Origin of the sequence: Glutamicibacter sp. JC586, assembly GCF_009805585.1 — a bacterium.
GTDB lineage: Bacteria > Actinomycetota > Actinomycetes > Actinomycetales > Micrococcaceae > Glutamicibacter.
In genome coordinates this window covers 438,782-455,787 of sequence record NZ_VHIN01000002.1, presented here as the reverse complement: position 1 = coordinate 455,787, position 17,006 = coordinate 438,782, and the positions used below count along the sequence as shown (strand labels likewise).

13 protein-coding genes and 3 tRNA genes are annotated in these 17,006 nt (G+C 54.1%); 10 read left to right on the top strand and 6 right to left on the bottom strand.

Features of this window, described 5'->3' with window-relative positions:
• The first annotated feature begins 16 nt into the window (after positions 1-16).
• The gene (locus tag FJV47_RS02270) at positions 17-577 is read left to right on the top strand and encodes a M48 family metallopeptidase (RefSeq protein WP_159609622.1); all 561 of its coding nucleotides are present in this window, start codon (positions 17-19) and stop codon (positions 575-577) included.
• 60 nt (positions 578-637) lie between these two features.
• On the opposite strand, the gene FJV47_RS02265 is transcribed toward FJV47_RS02270, so the two are convergent.
• Positions 638-2,071 carry a zinc-dependent metalloprotease gene (locus FJV47_RS02265; RefSeq protein ID WP_159609620.1) on the bottom strand — a complete coding sequence of 478 codons (1,434 nt, stop codon included), beginning with the start codon at positions 2,069-2,071 and terminating at the stop codon, positions 638-640.
• A 180-nt stretch (positions 2,072-2,251) separates the two neighbouring features.
• Here FJV47_RS02265 and FJV47_RS02260 point away from each other — a divergent pair, with 180 nt between their 5' ends.
• From FJV47_RS02260 to FJV47_RS02240, 5 genes are all read left to right on the top strand, one after another.
• Complete coding sequence (locus FJV47_RS02260) at positions 2,252-3,367, top strand: PDZ domain-containing protein (RefSeq protein ID WP_159609618.1); 1,116 nt, start codon at positions 2,252-2,254, stop codon at positions 3,365-3,367.
• A gap of 128 nt (positions 3,368-3,495) precedes the next feature.
• Entirely contained in the window at positions 3,496-6,534 is a 3,039-nt protein-coding gene (locus tag FJV47_RS02255; RefSeq protein ID WP_159609616.1) for a UPF0182 family protein, read from the top strand.
• 62 nt (positions 6,535-6,596) lie between these two features.
• Positions 6,597-6,670 (top strand) — tRNA-Met (locus FJV47_RS02250).
• Positions 6,671-6,822: 152 nt separating this feature from the next.
• Positions 6,823-6,896: transfer RNA gene (locus FJV47_RS02245), tRNA-Met, on the top strand.
• A 209-nt stretch (positions 6,897-7,105) separates the two neighbouring features.
• Positions 7,106-7,182, top strand: a tRNA-Met gene (locus FJV47_RS02240).
• A gap of 134 nt (positions 7,183-7,316) precedes the next feature.
• Here FJV47_RS02240 and FJV47_RS02235 read toward each other — a convergent pair.
• Together FJV47_RS02235 and FJV47_RS16670 are read right to left on the bottom strand one after the other, a co-directional pair.
• A complete protein-coding gene (locus FJV47_RS02235; RefSeq protein WP_159609614.1) occupies positions 7,317-8,084 on the bottom strand; it encodes a PspA/IM30 family protein in 768 nt (255 codons plus the stop codon).
• A 70-nt stretch (positions 8,085-8,154) separates the two neighbouring features.
• Positions 8,155-10,236, bottom strand: coding sequence for a TPM domain-containing protein (locus FJV47_RS16670; RefSeq protein ID WP_159609612.1), 2,082 nt, complete (start codon positions 10,234-10,236; stop codon positions 8,155-8,157).
• 246 nt (positions 10,237-10,482) lie between these two features.
• On the opposite strand from FJV47_RS16670, the gene FJV47_RS02225 reads away from it, so the two are divergent.
• From FJV47_RS02225 to FJV47_RS02210, 4 genes are all read left to right on the top strand, one after another.
• On the top strand, positions 10,483-12,045 hold the full coding sequence (locus tag FJV47_RS02225; RefSeq protein ID WP_159609610.1) for a S1C family serine protease: 1,563 nt from the start codon (positions 10,483-10,485) through the stop codon (positions 12,043-12,045).
• A gap of 189 nt (positions 12,046-12,234) precedes the next feature.
• Positions 12,235-13,056 carry an electron transfer flavoprotein subunit beta/FixA family protein gene (locus FJV47_RS02220; protein WP_200831929.1) on the top strand — a complete coding sequence of 274 codons (822 nt, stop codon included), beginning with the start codon at positions 12,235-12,237 and terminating at the stop codon, positions 13,054-13,056.
• A 12-nt stretch (positions 13,057-13,068) separates the two neighbouring features.
• On the top strand, positions 13,069-14,013 hold the full coding sequence (locus FJV47_RS02215; protein WP_159609608.1) for an electron transfer flavoprotein subunit alpha/FixB family protein: 945 nt from the start codon (positions 13,069-13,071) through the stop codon (positions 14,011-14,013).
• Positions 14,010-14,771 (top strand): PIG-L deacetylase family protein, encoded by a 762-nt coding sequence (locus tag FJV47_RS02210; protein WP_159609606.1) that lies wholly within the window; start codon positions 14,010-14,012, stop codon positions 14,769-14,771. Before FJV47_RS02215 ends, FJV47_RS02210 begins: the two co-directional genes overlap by 4 nt.
• Positions 14,772-14,862: 91 nt before the next feature.
• On the opposite strand, the gene FJV47_RS02205 is transcribed toward FJV47_RS02210, so the two are convergent.
• From FJV47_RS02205 to FJV47_RS02195, 3 genes are all read right to left on the bottom strand, one after another.
• On the bottom strand, positions 14,863-15,429 hold the full coding sequence (locus FJV47_RS02205; protein ID WP_159609604.1) for an anti-sigma factor domain-containing protein: 567 nt from the start codon (positions 15,427-15,429) through the stop codon (positions 14,863-14,865).
• A gap of 123 nt (positions 15,430-15,552) precedes the next feature.
• On the bottom strand, positions 15,553-16,014 hold the full coding sequence (locus FJV47_RS02200; protein WP_159609602.1) for a tRNA (cytidine(34)-2'-O)-methyltransferase: 462 nt from the start codon (positions 16,012-16,014) through the stop codon (positions 15,553-15,555).
• 44 nt (positions 16,015-16,058) lie between these two features.
• Positions 16,059-16,958, bottom strand: a complete 900-nt coding sequence (locus FJV47_RS02195; RefSeq protein ID WP_159609600.1) for a J domain-containing protein — start codon at positions 16,956-16,958, stop codon at positions 16,059-16,061.
• Positions 16,959-17,006: the final 48 nt, after the last annotated feature.

The window sequence follows — 17,006 nt, the reverse complement described above, 5'->3', positions numbered from 1 at the left end:
GCCTGATAATATTCGCGTGCAGATTGTGAGATCAAAAAAGCGGCGGAAAACGATCTCCTCCCAGTGGCGCGATAACAAGTTAGTGGTTCAAGTACCGGCAGCGCTAGATGAGAAATCCGAACGCGGATTTGTTGACGAGATGCTCAAGAAGTATCGCCAGGGACAGCAGAAAAGGGAGCTAGGACAGTCTGATTCTGTATTGGAAAAGCGTGCGAAAGAACTAGATCGGTTCTACTTTGACGACCTAGCAGATCCAACTTCCGTCCGGTGGGTTACCAATCAAAACAAGCGCTGGGGGTCGGCCTCGTACAGGGAAAGAACGATCAGGCTCTCATCCAAGCTTCAACATATGCCTGCATGGGTGCGCGACTATGTCTTGGTTCATGAGCTGGCGCATCTGGCTGCACCAAAAGCCGGTCACGGCCCCGAATTTCAACGCTTACTCAACCGGTTTCAACGGCGGGCCGAGGCCGACCTCTACCTGGAAGCCTTTAACGCAGGTTACAACTTGTACGCCGCCGAACTCGGACAGGGCCCGAACCTGCTGGACGGTTTCGGAGATGATGAGCAAAGCTAGTTAAAAACCTTCGGGGATGAACGCATAGGTTCATCCCCGAAGGTTCTTGGTTTCTACACTCTACTTCTGCGGTTCGTCGCCCGAGTCCGGAGAATTCGGATCCTGATCTTCGGTCTGAGGATCAACGTCGTCAAACTCTCCGGAAAGCAACTTGTTCAGCGCAACGTCAAAGTCATCAAACTCTTCGTTCGCCAGCTCACGCCGCTGGGTGAAAGTTGCTGGGTCATTGAGGTCTTCCTCAGTCGGCATCAGATCTGGGTGGTCCCAGACTGCATCGCGACCGTCGATTCCTCGTTCGTCGTACAGGTGATGCCACAACGCGGCAGCTTCACGAAGCTTGCGCGGACGCAATTCCAGGCCAACGAGCGCGGCGAAGGCCGATTCTGCCGGTCCGCCCGAGGCGCGGCGGCGACGCATCGTCTCACGCAGGTGTTCAGCGAACGGCAAGTTTGCCGCAGCCAACGAAACCACGTGGTCAACCCAGCCCTCAATCAGCGCCAGGGTGAGCTCAAGATTTTCTAGTGCTTTGTCCTGCTCGGCGGTTCGCTGCGGAGCGAACAACCCCTCACCAAGAACCGACTGCATCGCCTCAGGATTTGAAGGATCAATATCGCGCACTGCCTCTTCGATACGAGACATGTCGATATGAATGCCACGTGCGTAGGACTCAACGGCTCCAATCAGCTTCGAGCTGAGCCAAGGAACACGACTGAACAATCGGGCATGCGCGTTCTCGCGAAGAACGATGTAAAGCAGAACTTCCTGTTCTGGAATTTCTAGGCCATCACCGAACTTAGCGACGTTCGTACCGATGATTCCGGCAGTAGAGCCAGCCAGAGGCAAACCAATATCTGTACCGCCCAAAACATCGGTTGCTAGACCACCTAATGCGGTACCCAATTGCATGCCAAACATACTTGCTCCGAGATTTCGGAACATAGAATCGGAATTGCCGAGCATACCCTTCATCTCTTCAGGGATCTGATCCTTCATAGCCGAAGTAATGGCGGTGGCGACGGACTCAGCCACTGGTTCGGTGACCTGTTTCCACGTCGCCAGTGTCTTGTCGTACCAACGCTTGCGAGTCCAAGCCTCGGTTGGATGCCCGTTGGATTCGAAGACGGTTGAGTTATTCAGCCACAGATCAGCCAAATTCGATGCGTCACTGATTGCGCTCTGGCGCGCCTGCGAAACTTCCGGATCATCACTCGCGTAGGCCTGCAACGCGGTGTCGGCAGCAAGCTTCCAGTTCACCGGGCCAGCCGAAGCATTATTGCTCATCATGGCCGACATCATTGCTTGGGCTTGCTGCATCATTTTCTGCATTGCTGCTGGATCGCCCTGGGCGCCGAGAGCATCGCGCAGTTGTGGAGGAAGACTATTGGGATCAAATCCGCCACCGAAGAGCTGCGAGAACATGGCAGAAAGGGGATCCTGCGGGTTGTTATCGTCGTCGTCGCCGTTCGGGCGGTTATTCGGGGGGTTCTGTGCCATGCCTTTAAAACTACCGTGTCTGGCAAATAGTTCCCATGAATCTTGGCTACAGTTCGCTTTCGGCACACTGAATACGCCATATTGCTGATGCCTTTATCGCCTATGTATCAGTAGGCTAAGAGAGGTGACGTCTGTAGGGCGTAACCAGAGATATTTTGATAGTTGGCGGGAGCAGGACCAGTGCACGAACAGGAACCACACGACTCGATGGTGGCGCATGACAAAACTAGTCATGAATCATCAGGTTCCAAGTCTCTGAAAAAGACGAGCGCCGGGGTCATCGCCTTGTTGCTTGTGGGCGTCATGATGTTCTTGCCCACGAATTTCATGATTCGTTCTCCTGGCCCAGTGTTTAACACTTTGGGCAAGGACGAGGGCAAAGATGTGGTGTCCATCGATGGAGCAAAGACCTACGCGTCGGATAGCGAACTAGATTTGCTCACCGTCTACGTACAAGGTGGCGGACAAAACCGCGTGACGATTCCAGTTGTTCTTGAAGCACTGCTCAATCCCACCAAAGACGTTGTGCCGGAAGAAACTATCATGGCGCACAGCACGTCATCTGAACAGCAAAATCAGCAAAACGACATGATGATGACTTCATCTCAGGATCTAGCCATAGCAGCCGCGCTGACCGAACTTGGATATGACTTCAAGACGTGGTTAACCGTCGCAGACTTTTCCAATGAGCTCAATTCCAAGTTGCTCAAAAAAGGTGACCGGTTGCTCAAATACGAAGGTAAGAGCGTTTCTTCACTTGAACAGCTGAAGAAAGCCCTTGATGCCAATGGCGATCAGCCGGCAACCCTGACGGTAGGGCGAGCTGACAAACAGGGTGATTATAAGAACGTTGACGTCGCCGTTCAGACCCAGGCCGCAGAGAATGGTGAGCGTCAACTCGGGGTCTTTTTGGGAACTGAACACAAGTTCCCCATCGGCGTGAAATTCGGTCTGTCCAACGTTGGAGGTCCAAGCGCCGGCATGATGTTTGCCTTGTCAATCATTGACCGGCTCACCGAAGGCTCACTGGCAGGCAAGCACCACGTGGCGGGCACCGGCGAAATTTCTGCTGATGGAACCGTTGGACCAATTGGTGGTATCGCCCAAAAGATGGTCTCGGCTAGGAAATCCGGGGCAACCATATTCCTCGCTCCGGCTGGAAACTGCAACGAAGTAGTTGGTCGAGTGCCGGAGGGGCTGAATGTCGTGAAAGTTTCAACTCTGAAAGAAGCTCGTTCTGCGCTGGAAAAGATCGCGGACGGTCAAGATCCATCGAGTTTCGCGACATGTGAATAGGATTGGTGCCACATCAAGGGAAGAATGTGACGCAAGGATCAAAAGCTAGTTATCGCTCGTTCAAGAATTAGGTAAACGAGTCCTCCGGCTTCAAGCAGCTGGCGGGACCCAAAGTAAGGAATAAAATAGTGTCATACGGATCGGATAGTCCGTTCGGGGGCCCGCCGAGGCCTCGTGAACCGCAACGACCTTCCAAGCCATCAGGTAGGAAAGTTTCACCGCTGACTCTGACCATCTTCGCGGTGGTGATCTTGGTTGCGGTATTCGTTTTCCTGTCCAATTTTTATGCAGATATCCTCTGGTTCAACCAGCTGGGTTTTTCGCAGGTCTACTGGACTGAGCGCATCGCTAAACTAGTGATCTTTGTAATCGCACTGGTATTCATGGCTGTACCAATGTGGTTCTCCATGCGTAGCGCCTACAAGCATCGCCCGGTGTACGCACCCAATGCGAACCAGCCAGATACCATGTCTCGTTACCAGGCGCAGCTGGAACCAATCCGTCGCTTTTTGATGGTTGGCATCCCGCTGGTTGTTGGCATCTTTGCTGCTGTCGCGGTAGCGGGGCAGTGGCAGACAGTCCTACTCTTCTTCAACCAGGTTCCATTTGGAAGCAACGATCCTCAGTTCAATATGGATCTGGGTTTCTTCATCTTCTCGCTGCCTTTCATTGGGCTCATTAATGGATTCCTAATCTCGGTGGTCCTGCTGAGCGGAGTCGCCGGCCTGTTGACGCACTACCTCTACGGTGGAATCCGTGTTGAAGAGCGCGGTGGTATCACCATCGGAAAAGCAGCGCGTGTCCATGCTGCTGTCGTAGTCGCTGTCTTCTTGATTTTGCAGGCCGCGAACTTCTGGGTTGGCCAGTACGAGACGTTGACCAACCAGTCCGGCCGCGTTGCCGGTGCGCTGTACAAGGATGTGCACGCGGTTATTCCTGCAAAGATGATTCTTGCGATCATTGCAGTCTTGATAGCGATTGTCTTTGTCATCGCTGCCGTAAACGGACGGTGGCGCCTGCCACTGATCGGAACTGCCATGTTGGTGGTCACGATGATCGTTGTGAGTGGCGTGTACCCATTCTTGGTACAGCAGTACAAGGTTGTTCCGTCCCAGCGTGAACTCGAGCGCAGCTACATCGACCGAAATATCGAAATGACGCGACTGGCTTACGGCCTAGATGACGTTGAGACTACTGACTACGACGCAAAGATCTCCACAGAGAAAAATGCGTTGGCTGAGGAAACCTCGACCACTGCGAATATTCGCTTGCTTGATCCTAACTTGGTCTCCACTGCTTTCGCCCAGCTTCAGCAGTTCCGTGGGTACTACACCTTCCCGAAGAACCTGAACGTTGACCGCTACAAGGTAGATGGCAAGGTGGAAGATACCGTCATTGCCGCCCGTGAAGTTAACATTGACCAAAATGACACCTGGGTCAACCAACACATTAACTACACCCACGGCTATGGGCTTGTAGCAGCCTACGGTAACCGCGTTGCCGCTGGCGGCCGACCGGACTTCATGCTCGGTGGTATTCCAACTTCCGGTGATTTGATCACCGACAAGGAGTACGAGCCTCGTATTTACTTCGGTGAAAACTCGCCGGAGTACTCCGTCGTAGGTGGACCGGATGAAGGCTGGACCGACCAGGAGCTTGACCGCCCTGGAACCGGCGGGGAAAACCAAGACACGCGTTACACGTTCACCGGCGATGGTGGACCAAACGTTGGCAATATGTTTAATCGACTGGTCTACGCACTAAAGTTTGCCTCGACTGACTTGTTGCTCTCACAGCAAGTCAACAATGAATCTCAGATTCTTTACGATCGTGACCCTCGTGATCGAGTGAGCAAGGTAGCGCCATATCTGACCTTGGACTCCAGCGCCTACCCAGCAATCGTTGACGGACGTGTTCAGTGGATCGTCGACGGATACACCACCTCGAACGCATTCCCGTACTCCCAACAGAAGCAGTTGGATTCGGCAGTGGCGGATTCACTGACGAATACTCAGGAGCTATCCATGAGTGGTCGGGTGAACTACTTGAGGAACTCGGTTAAAGCCACCGTTGACGCCTATGACGGCTCAGTAAAGCTCTATGCTTGGGACACCGATGAGCCAATCTTGAAGGCCTGGCAGAAGATCTTCCCAACGGCCATGCATCCGTTGGAAGACATGTCGGCTGACCTGATCGAGCACGTCCGCTATCCAGAGGACATGTTCAAGGTGCAGCGAGAAGTGCTGACGACCTATCACGTTGATAATCCTGACGCGTTCTACGAATCCAACGACGCATGGGCTGTTCCTGATGATCCGACCTCGTCCGCGGCAGGAGTTAAGCAGCCTCCGTACTTCATGTCCTTGAAGATGCCGACCCAAGACCAAGCGTCATTCTCCTTGACCTCGACATTCATCCCTGCCGCCGCTTCTAATGGGCAGCAGCGCAACGTGCTCTTTGGGTTCTTGTCGGCTTCCGCTGATGCTGGCTCCAAGGCTGGCGTGAAGTCTGAGGATTACGGAAAGCTACGACTGTTGGAGCTGCCTCGTGACACCGCGGTTCCTGGCCCAGGTCAGGCACAGCAGAACTTCGATACCAACACCCGGGTGACCCAGGAACTGAACCTGTTGCGTCAGGGTGCTTCCGAGGTCAAGAACGGTAACTTGCTGTCCTTGCCAGTCGGTGGCGGTATTCTCTACGTTCAGCCGGTCTACGTTCAGTCCTCGGGACAGACGAGCTACCCAACGCTGCGAAAGGTTTTGGTTTCCTTCGGTGATCAGGTTGGCTTCGCTGATACTCTCTCCGAGGCCCTGGATGAGGTCTTTGGTGGAAACTCCGGTGCGGTAACCGGTGAGACCGAAGGTGTATCGCCAGGTGAGGACGCACCGGAAAGCGAAAAGGCTCCGACCCAGTCTGATGCTCAGAAGCTTTCTACTGCACTCTCGGATGCCAATAAGGCCATTACCAAGGGTCAGGATGCGCTCTCTAAGAGTGACTTCGCAGCCTACGGTGAAGCGCAGAAGCAACTGCAAGATGCGCTGAACCGAGCTATGGAAGCTGACTCGGCAATCAACGGCACCGAAGTTGATGGGGAAGTGCAGCTTGACGAGAACGCTCCAAGCGAGTCGCCAGCACCATCTGACGCCGCGCAGGGTTCCGAAGGCTAAGCGCCAGGGGGAACTTACCGATTTGCTTTCGCTCCGCGATGATGCAAGAATTGTCTAGTCATCGCGGGGTGGAGCAGTTCGGTAGCTCGCCGGGCTCATAACCCGGAGGTCATAGGTTCAAATCCTATCCCCGCCACGAAAGTGGAAATGGAGATCCGAGAGGGTCTCCATTTTTGGTTTAAACAGTGTTGTTTTTGTGACAGTCGACGCAAAAAGTGTTCGTGCGATCAAGGTCACTTCGCTCGATTGGCTATTGAGTTCATCAGTTGGTAATGTTGTATTTACCGACGCGGGGTGGAGCAGTTCGGTAGCTCGCCGGGCTCATAACCCGGAGGTCATAGGTTCAAATCCTATCCCCGCCACGAAAGTGGAAATGGAGATCCGAAAGGATCTCCATTTTTGGTTTAACCGTTGCTCGGACACCGTGGTTGGGGCAGTCGCCACTTAGAGCGCGAGCGAGTCTCTGCCGGGGGTGAGTGGCGGAATTAGTCGTTCTCGAATGGTGGTGACAAAGGCCACTGGCTCTCAATTGGCCAAGTCATTCGCCGATTGGTATTGTTGTAATTACCGACGCGGGGTGGAGCAGTTCGGTAGCTCGCCGGGCTCATAACCCGGAGGTCATAGGTTCAAATCCTATCCCCGCCACCAAAGTAAAAGTGGAGATCCGAAAGGATCTCCACTTTTCGTTTAACCATTGATTACTGCTCGTTCATCGGCACAGGCCCTGGCGCCTCCAGACTGGCCTGAGTCCAAAAAAACGATGGTGTGTAGCTGCTTTGCAGCTACACACCATCGCTTGTCAGACGTCTAGCCGGTGCTGAGCCTTCGATGGCGCCGGCCTGCTTGGACTTGAGTGCAGCCAATCGGGCCTCCACCTCGGTCTGCTCTCCGAGATCTTCCAAGGACTCAAACTGAGCATCTAGGCTCGAAGAAGCCAGCTCTGCAGCACCTCGCACTCGGGCTTCTTCACGGCGAACCTTTTCTTCAAAACGTCCAATTTCGCTGGACGGATCCATGATGTTGACGGCTTTGACCGCCTCGTTGACCTGGTTCTGCGCGTGGGCTGCCTTTGAACGAGCAATCAGTTCATCACGCTTGCCGGCTAGCTCGGTGCGCTTCTCCTTCATCTGGTTCAAGCCAGTCTTGAGCTTGTCAACGATTTCACGTTGGGAGTTGATCGTTGGCTCGGCAGTCTTCATCTCAGACTCAGCCTGGATCTGGCGCTGGATTGCAACCTTGGCCAAATTATCGAATTTCGCAGCGTCATCGCTCTGACCTGTGGCACGGAACTCATCAGCTTTGTTTGAGGCGGCTAGTGCCTTGTTGCTCCACTCTGAAACAGCCTGCTCATCTTCGCGGTAGTCGTCTTCCAGCATGCGCAGGTTACCGATGGTCTGGGCAATGGCCTGCTCAGCTTCAGCGATATTGTCGTTGTAATCGCGGACCATCTGATCCATCATTTTTTGTGGATCCTCGGCTGAATCCAACAGTGCGTTGATGTTGGCCTTGGCCAATTGTGAAATGCGTCCGAAGATTGATTGCTTGGTCATGTTGAGACCTTCCTATTCGTCAAAATATCTTTGGTACTTCTGTACTGCTGGACAAACTCTGCGGGAAAGATTAGAAGTCACCGCCACCTCCGCCGCCTCCGCCGAAGTCACCTCCTCCTCCGAAGCCGCCTCCGTCGCCGAAACCACCAAAGCCACCGCCCCCAAAGAAGCCGTCGTTGCCACCGGAGTGGCCGCCACCGTGTCCACCACCCAGGATGGTGTTAATGAGGATTCCGCCGAGGACTGCGCCGCCGACGCCATCAAACATGCCGCCACGGCCCCCACGCCCATAGCCACCCATGGATCCTGCGTTGCCGAAGCCATCGCCGAAGCCGCTGACATCGCTTTCGGCCATCTGAGCTGCCTGATCGGCCAGCTGAATGGCGCGCTGGGCAGAGGCGACGGCACGTCGCGGATCCGAGTTAGCTACCGCGTGCGCCTCGTCTAAGGTTCGCTGAGCTTCAGCGAGTCGGGTACGAGCCGACGAACGTACGCCACCACGACGTGCACGAATGTAGTCATCAGTACCATTGACACGTGAAGCAGCTGTGTGAAGCAAGGACTGTAGCTGGTCGCGGGCTGCCTGATCTTGTTGAGCTTGATCCCGGAGCTGCAATAACGACTCATTGAGCGGTTTGGAGGCATCATCAAGCAACGTGATCAGGGCCAGCGGGTTGTATTTGCCACCCGCGATTGCTTGCTGTGCGCTACTCAACGCGCTCTGGACACCAGCGATTGGCCCAGCCAAATCTGATCCGGTGCCGGCAGCAAACGTGGCTTTTGCCTGAGCCAGATCGCGTTCGGCCAAAGCAACCGCAGCTTTGAGATCTTGTTCCGCCTGTTCCAAGGCTTCGCCCGTCTTGGCAATGGCTTCCAGCAGTACGCTGGCCTGCTCTTGAGCGTCTTCCGCATTTTGAATCAAGACCGCTGCTTCAGAACGGCTACCCGATAGCTTCTGTGAAGCTTGTTGCAAAGCGGAAGCTGCGAAGGTTAGGCGTTCGCCTGCTTGAACTGCGTTGTCCTTCACCTGGCTAGTGGCACTGACATCGTACTTGGCGGCCAAACGCTCCAGTTCGCCGACCTTGGCTGAGAGTCGTTGGTTCAGCGGTTGCTGATTGGCGGTGAGTTCAGTGATGCGTGCTTCTGCATTTTGTTCCAGTTGGCGAAGCTGCTTGAACTCGTTGGCGTGCTCTTGCAAAGAGCGATTGACTTCCTGGCACCGATTGATAATTTCGGTCAGCCACGAGCGTTGGTCTGCTTCGGTGTCTGGAATGTCGTCGTCGAGCTGTTGCTGCAGTCTGAACGATTCAGTTAGATGTTCTTTGGCCTTAGCCAGATCTTGTACAAAAACGTCAACCGATTGTTTGCCGTACTGTGCTTCCGCAAAGCCCAGTTCTTGCTGGGAAGAACGGATTGAATCATCGGCCGCAACTAATAGCTGGTCGGCCTGCAATCGAAGCTGTTCAAGAGGGACCAGAGGTTGCTGCTGCTTTGGAGCACCATACATGCCGGGCATACCTTGTTGTTGCTGCCCGGCCAAGGTAGGGGAGTTCTTCTTGCTACGACGCGATAGGAACAAGAATCCAACGACGGCAAGTGCCGCTACCAAAAGTAATACAGTGAGCACTATTCCTCCATTGCTACTTCCCGATGATGAACTTCCCGAACTGGTGGAGGCACCACTGTCTACATCTCGAATGCCCTGAATGGCTCCGTCCACTGCGCCGGCCCAGTCACTAACGCTGAGCGCCGGTCCAATATCCGAACGGTAAATGTCTTGATCATCAGCTGCAAGAGGTCCGTTTTCAGAGCCCATGAAATACGCCTGGCGCGTGTCGGTGGCAACGACCAGAATGGCAGAGGAATTACCCATGCCTTTCTTCTCAGCGACGGCCTGTGCCCAGTCCGCAGCCTTGGTCGGATTCGAAAATTCGTCCACGTAGATGGCAAAGAGACTAATTCCGGTATCGACCCGAAGATCTTTAACTTCACTTTCCAGGCGGGAGTGATCTGATCCGAGTACGCCTGACTTGTCAATGACAAAGTCACCTGCTGGAATACTTATGGGAGACTCGGCCAATGCCGGTGCAGCCGCTCCCAGCGATATTATCGATGCGGTAATCGCACCGGCGATCATTTGTCTAGCTTTCATACCCATTGTCTTGTTCCTGCCCGAAAAGCTTAGTCAAACTCAGATCGAGACGTACCCGACCTCATGGATTCCGAGAATGGATTCACACTTAGGATTGATTCTATTTGGCCTAATGAAGCACGTCTACGACATTCAGCTTCCAGAATACTTAACTCACAGGAAGCACAAAGTCATCACAATTTGATGCCACAGACCAGGGTTGAATAATAGAACTCAAGAGATACTACAGTTCGAAAGAGGCAAGCCATGAGCCAGACCCCGAATGAGCCACGCGACGACAATTTCGGTAATTCCGCAGGGCCATCAAATGATCAAAACAGCACGGGTGCTGGTTCCAATGAGCCGACCACCCGTTACCCACGGTTGAATCAAGATTCAGAGGTAAGCACCTCAACTAACTCAACAAACCAGGCTTCTGCACCTTATACCCAGCCAATGAGCACCTCATCGCAAAGTGCTTCGGGTTATCAGAACCAGAACGCCGCTGGAGCGCATAATAACAACGCTTCAGCTTACGGTGCACCATACGCTGGTAGCACCACAACTCACGAGACCTACCCGGTTCCACCTGAGCAGGAATCACGTAATAAGAAGCGATTTGCAGGAAGCACGTTGATCGCGGGCATGGTTGCCGCCGCATTAATCGGTGGCATTACCGCCGCCGGAACCACGTACCTAATGGACGATTCTGGTAGCTCATCAAGTTCCGCTAACTCGGGCACGAACCAGGGCGTGGTAATCAATAACCCGGACAAGGTCACTGAGGTGACCGCTGCGGCGGCGAAGGCCAGCCCAAGCGTGGTCACCATCGAAGTTTCCGGCAACGGCAGTAGCGGTTCAGGTTCAGGCATCGTGTTGGATAAGTCGGGCAATATCCTGACCAATACCCACGTGGTCACCCTCGGCGGTGAAGTTGCAGACCCTAAGATCACCGTTCAGATGAACGACGGATCGGTGCACACCGCCAAGGTTGTTGGAACCGACCCAATGTCAGATCTAGCTGTTATCAACATTCAGGCTGACGGACTGGTGCCAGCGACGTTGGGCTCATCATCGAAGTTGAATGTCGGCGACACCGCAGTTGCTATCGGTGCGCCCCTGGGCTTGAGTGGCACCGTGACTGACGGCATCATTTCGACCGTGAACCGTACGATTTCCATTGCGTCTTCGGCGGTACCTGAAGATAGCAGCTCGTCCGATAGCCAGGACAATAACCAATTCAACTTCCAATTCCCTGGTCAGGAGCAGCAACAGCAGCAGCAACAATCCAGCGGATCGATCTACGTGAACGTCATTCAGACGGACGCGGCCATCAACCACGGTAACTCCGGTGGTGCTCTGGTGAACTCCAGCGGTGAAATCATCGGTGTGAACGTCGCGATTGCATCCTCCGGATCGAGCACTACGTCCAGTGATGAAGGCGGCTCGATTGGTGTTGGCTTTGCCATTCCAATCGATTACGCCAAGCGAGTGGCTCAGGAACTGATCGATAACGGTTCAGCAACTCACGGCTTGCTGGGTGCAACGGTCACTGCGCAGGCCCCTGATTCAAGCAGCTCAGATAACGCCACCTCGTTCTCGGTTGGTGCACAGGTGGTCAGCGTGAGCGACGGTTCGGCAGCAGCAAAGGCTGGCCTGAAGAAGGGCGACGTGATCACCGGAGTCAACGGCCGTGCAGTGAGTGATTCGCAGACGGTGACCGCAGCGATTCGCGAGATCGCGGCAAACGGCGAAGCGGAAATCCGTTACACCCGTAACGGCAAGGAAGAGACTGCCAAGGTGACCGTAGGAACCTTGTCAAATAACTAAATAAAGTCGTAATGATGACGTAGTGAAATCAGTGACGCAGGCAAGTGACGAACTTGCCTGCGTCACTTCCTGCATATTCGACGATAAACAAGAAGTGACTGTAGATGTATAGATACGATAGTCAGTGAATAAGAACGTCCGTTGGTACCTGCGGGTCCGGTGGACACCATAGCTTGTAGGAAGGCTCGAATGACCGAGGAAAACACGGCGCCGCTGAAAATAGTGGTGTTGGTCAAACACGTTCCAGATGTGCAGTTTGATCGCCATATCGACTCTGCATCACTGCGGTTGGACCGCTCAGAATCAGTGTTGTCAGAACTTGATGAGTACGCAGTGGAAGCAGCCGTAGCACTGGTTGAGTCTCAAGGCGGCTTCGCTGCAGGGCACGAAGTCATCGCTGCCACCATGGGAGCCAAGAGTGCCAGCAATTCGATCAAGAAGGCGCTGCAGATGGGTGCCAGCTCCGGAGTGCACCTGAACGACGAAGCCTTGATCGGCTCAGACACCGTAGTTACTTCCAAAGCCTTGGCCGCATTGGTAGAACACGTAGGTGACGTAGATTTGGTTGTTACCGGAATGTCTTCGACTGACGCTGAAACCTCAGTGGTTCCGGCCCAGTTGGCCGAGCGACTGAACTTTGCGCAGCTCACCCATGCTCTGAACGTGGACTTCGACGGCGCAACTCGCGAACTGAGCATTCGACGCGATCATGCTGACCGTACCCTGACCCTAGCTGCGGCTCTTCCAGCGGTCCTGTCCGTCACGGATCAGGCCAACGACCCGCGCTACCCAAACTTCAAAGCCATCATGGCTGCCAAAAAGAAGAGCATCACCGAAGTCAGCTTGGCCGATCTTGGCCTTGCCGCGCAAGCAGTAGGTGCTGCTGGCTCGCACATCACGGTGCTTAACGCTGAAGCACGCCCTGCCCGCGAGGCCGGCACCATTATCAACGACAGCGGCCAGGCAGGAATTGCCCTGGTTGATTTCTTGGCCGAACAAAAGCTGATCTAAGGAATTTTGAACATGCCTTCAGCACTAGTATTTTTCACTGAGCTCTCTGACGCGCCTTCTAAGGCCCAGCGTGAGCTGTTGACTCTTGCCGCCAGCATCGGCGAGCCCACCGTAGCCGTAGCATCCGAGGTTCCTGAAGCTGCTGTTACTCAGCTGGGTGCATACGGAGTGAACAAGCTTCTGGTTGCACCAGCTAATGAGTCCTCGTTCCTTGACCACTCGCTTTCGGCGCTTGAAGCAGCTGTGAAAGAGTCGGCTGCGCAGGTAGTCGTGGTGGCCAATGATAACTTCAGCCGTGAAGTCGCTGCCCGTATCGCCGTGCGCGTTGACGGATCCATCGTGACCGATGCGATCGATATCAGCGCAGACCTGGTGGTGACCAAGGACGAACTTGCCGGAAGCTACAGCGCTCAAGCTCAGGCTTCGGGCGGAGTGCTCTTTGTAACCCTCAAGCCAAACAGCATCGAAGACACCCCGCAGGCGCAAGCTGTGTCAGTATCCGTAGAAGAACTGGCCGTTTCGGCTGCCACTGCACCGTCGGTGCGTATTATGGCTACGGAAGAGAAAGTCGCTTCAGACCGACCCAAGCTCACCGAAGCACGCGTCGTTGTCGCTGGCGGTCGTGGCGTAAATGGTGATTTCAGCGCCGTTGAAGCGCTGGCGGATGCACTGGGTGGCGCGGTGGGTGCCTCACGTGCAGCAACCGATGCTGGCTGGATTTCTCACGACGCGCAGATCGGTCAGACCGGTGTCACGGTTTCACCGCAGCTGTTCATTTCCGCCGGAATTTCTGGTGCCATTCAGCAGAAAGCTGGAATGCAGACCAGCAAGTGCATCATTGCCATCAACAAGGACGTAGACGCACCGGTTTTCGAAATCGCTGATTTTGGAATCGTGGGAGACTTGGATAAGGTCCTGCCTCAGGCTGCAGAAGAGATTCGACGCCGCCAAGCATGATCGACACAACACAATTCATCGGTGCCCACACCAAAAGAGTCCTAGCCTTTGGTGCTCATCCGGATGATCTAGACTTCGGTGCGGCGGGAACCATCGCGGCGTTCACCGCTGCCGGAGTTGAAGTTCAGTACTGCATCATGACCGATGGCGATGCAGGCGGATTCGACGACCGCGACCCGGTAGAAACTGCTGCGCTTCGGCATGCCGAGCAGCAACAGGCCGCCGCCAAAGTTGGAGTTCAAACCGTACATTTCCTAGGCGAACGCGATGGATTCCTTGAAGCCAATCAGGATGTCTTGCGCAAGGTTGTGCGGTTAATCCGTCAGGTCCAGCCAACTATCGTGATGGCCATGCATCCCGAGCGCAATTGGGACCGGATTCAGCGATCTCACCCTGACCATTTGGCCTGCGGTGAGGCAGTGACTCGCGCTATCTATCCGGCAGTTGAGAACCCTTTCGCGTATCCTGAACTGCTTCGTGACGAGGGGCTAGACGCCTACAAAGTGCCCTGGCTTTGGCTCTACGGTGCCCCGAAAGAACGTGAGAACGGCTTTGTCGACATCACCGACTTCTTTGAGAAGAAGATGGACGCATTACGCTCCCATTTCACCCAGCACCCAGATGTTGCAGCAATGGAACGTTTTGTACTCCAGCAATGTAACGCTAATGCCGAACGCGCGCAGTTTGCCAAGGGTAACCTGGCTGAGTCGTTCCACCTCGTTGCCGTAAATGCCGACGATACGATTGCCGGTTTTTGATCGGAACTTTCGAACATAAAAGTGCCCGTGGCCGATGGGGAAAATTCCCATCAACCACGGGCACTTTAGATTGCAGAACCTGAATTCTAGGCTATGCACCGTCCGAATTCTTAGCCATGTCTTTCTCACTGAAAGGAACATCTACCGAGGCTTCAGTATCTTCGGATGGTGCATCCGGAATCTTCGAATTCTCGACAGTGATATGAATGGCAATGACATCTTCAGCTGGACTAAAACCAGCCGATTCGTCTTCGCCAGAGCTCGTGGTGATTACTGAAACACTGCCTGATTCATGAACGGCCCAAGCAACATACTTCTCAGATTCATCCAGGGGCGGCAACGAAGTCAGTTCAACTCCAATAGCGTTCTTAGATTCCGAGGTGCTCAGATCCGCTTGGCCTCCGCTCTTGAGTTTCACTACCATGCTCTTCGCATCACTGGCCTTTGACGCTTTTGAAGCCTTGGGTCCGCCCGAAAGCAGGGAAATGGCAACAGCTGCTACAACGGCAATCACAACGATTCCGATAACTACGAAAATCCAACGCTTTGGTCTGGCCTTCCGCTCGGCTCGTGAGCTGCTGGCCACGTGGCTCACCAGATCTAGTCCAAGGTCATCGTCCTGAGGCTCGTCGCGGTGCTGTGATTCGCTACCGTTCATTGTCTTGGATTCTCCCGAAATGTCGTCGGCACAGTTCAATACTCACAAAGCTGCAAGCACAATCTGAGCTTACTTTATAAAGATTAGGTAAAGCTGTATACGTTGCGGTTGGAGGCTGGTATTTTATGCGCCTTCGAAACCATGTTGGCGCCAAGCCTCGTACACAACGATCGAGGCAGTGTTGGCAAGATTCAGCGAACGGCGCCCGGGCAGCATAGGAAGGCTAACCAAATCGGTAATCCTAGGATGCTTCTTCTCCTCTGCTGTCAGACCAGCGGACTCCTTACCGAACATCAAGATGTCGCCTGGCTCGTACTGGACGTCGGTGTAAACAGTCTCAGCTTCGGAGGTGAATGCGAATACGCGTCCTTCACCTAATGCTTCGAATGCCGCGTCAAGATTTTCATGAACAGTGACATTAGCCATGTCATGGTAATCCAGACCCGCGCGTCGCAGATTGGCATCTTCGAAATTGAAGCCTAAGGGCTTTACTAGGTGCAGTTGTGCACCGGTGATAGCGGAGAGGCGGATGGCATTGCCGGAATTACCCGGGATCTCTGGGGCGTTGAAAACGATACGGAACACTTAACCAGTTTAAGCGTTCATCACACGCTATGGCGCCATTGAACTTAGTACATACCCTCACGTAGGTGGGCTAGGGCCATACGGTCAACAACATTTGGTGTAGGTCCAGAACCCAAGAAGAGCTTTAGCTCTCTAATCAGCGCTGCAGCGTTGAGTACATTCGGAGTCGTAGCCAAAGTCGGATCCGCGTTCCTCCGGTACTCAATAACTGGCTCATGCCGATTCCCGTTAGGGGAGAGCACCAAGGTAAAGGGCACCACATTCATCTGCATGAAATTGCGCTGAAGCGACGCGACTGAAAATGTTGGTGGCTGGGTCAGCTTATTGCCATGGCGAAGGACACTGCCGTCGAAGGAGTAATAGCCCTCAGGCAGGGTCATGGTGTTGATGACAGCCATACGGTACCCGGCAAGAATCACATGATCATATTGCCCACCTTGTGGGGAATTTAGACCGTTGACCAATCGAGCCGCCGGAAGCACACTGAGCACATTCTTGTTGAGCAGATTAATGGTGTTAGCTTCTCGAATCAAACGAGAACGGTTGGCAAATAACCCGCGCTTGCGTGGTTCACCATGAATTCGTTGTTCAGACAGAGACCGGCTCAACCAGGTGAAGGACTCATCATTCAACTCTGGCACGTACTGGGTAGCCAACTGTGCTTTCGGCTGCTGAGGTGTAGTACGAAGGCGCTCGTCAAAGGGACGGGCGGAGAATCCTGCACGAGGTGCGTCGCCTGGATTTTGGAAGGTTTGATCGTGGCTTATCGGGTTATGTAGCTCGGAAATATCTTGAAATGCCTGTTGGACTTCGCGGAACTTTTCTTCACTGCCGCCCAGATCAGGGTGGGTGGCACGCGCAGCACGACGGTAGGCGACCTTGATTTCTTCCATGCTGGCCGAAGAAGCAACACCAAGTATTTCAAACGGGCTCGGTCTGCTCATGGTCCAGTGAGATCCTTTCGACGGCAACGGTTAATTACCGTTACACCC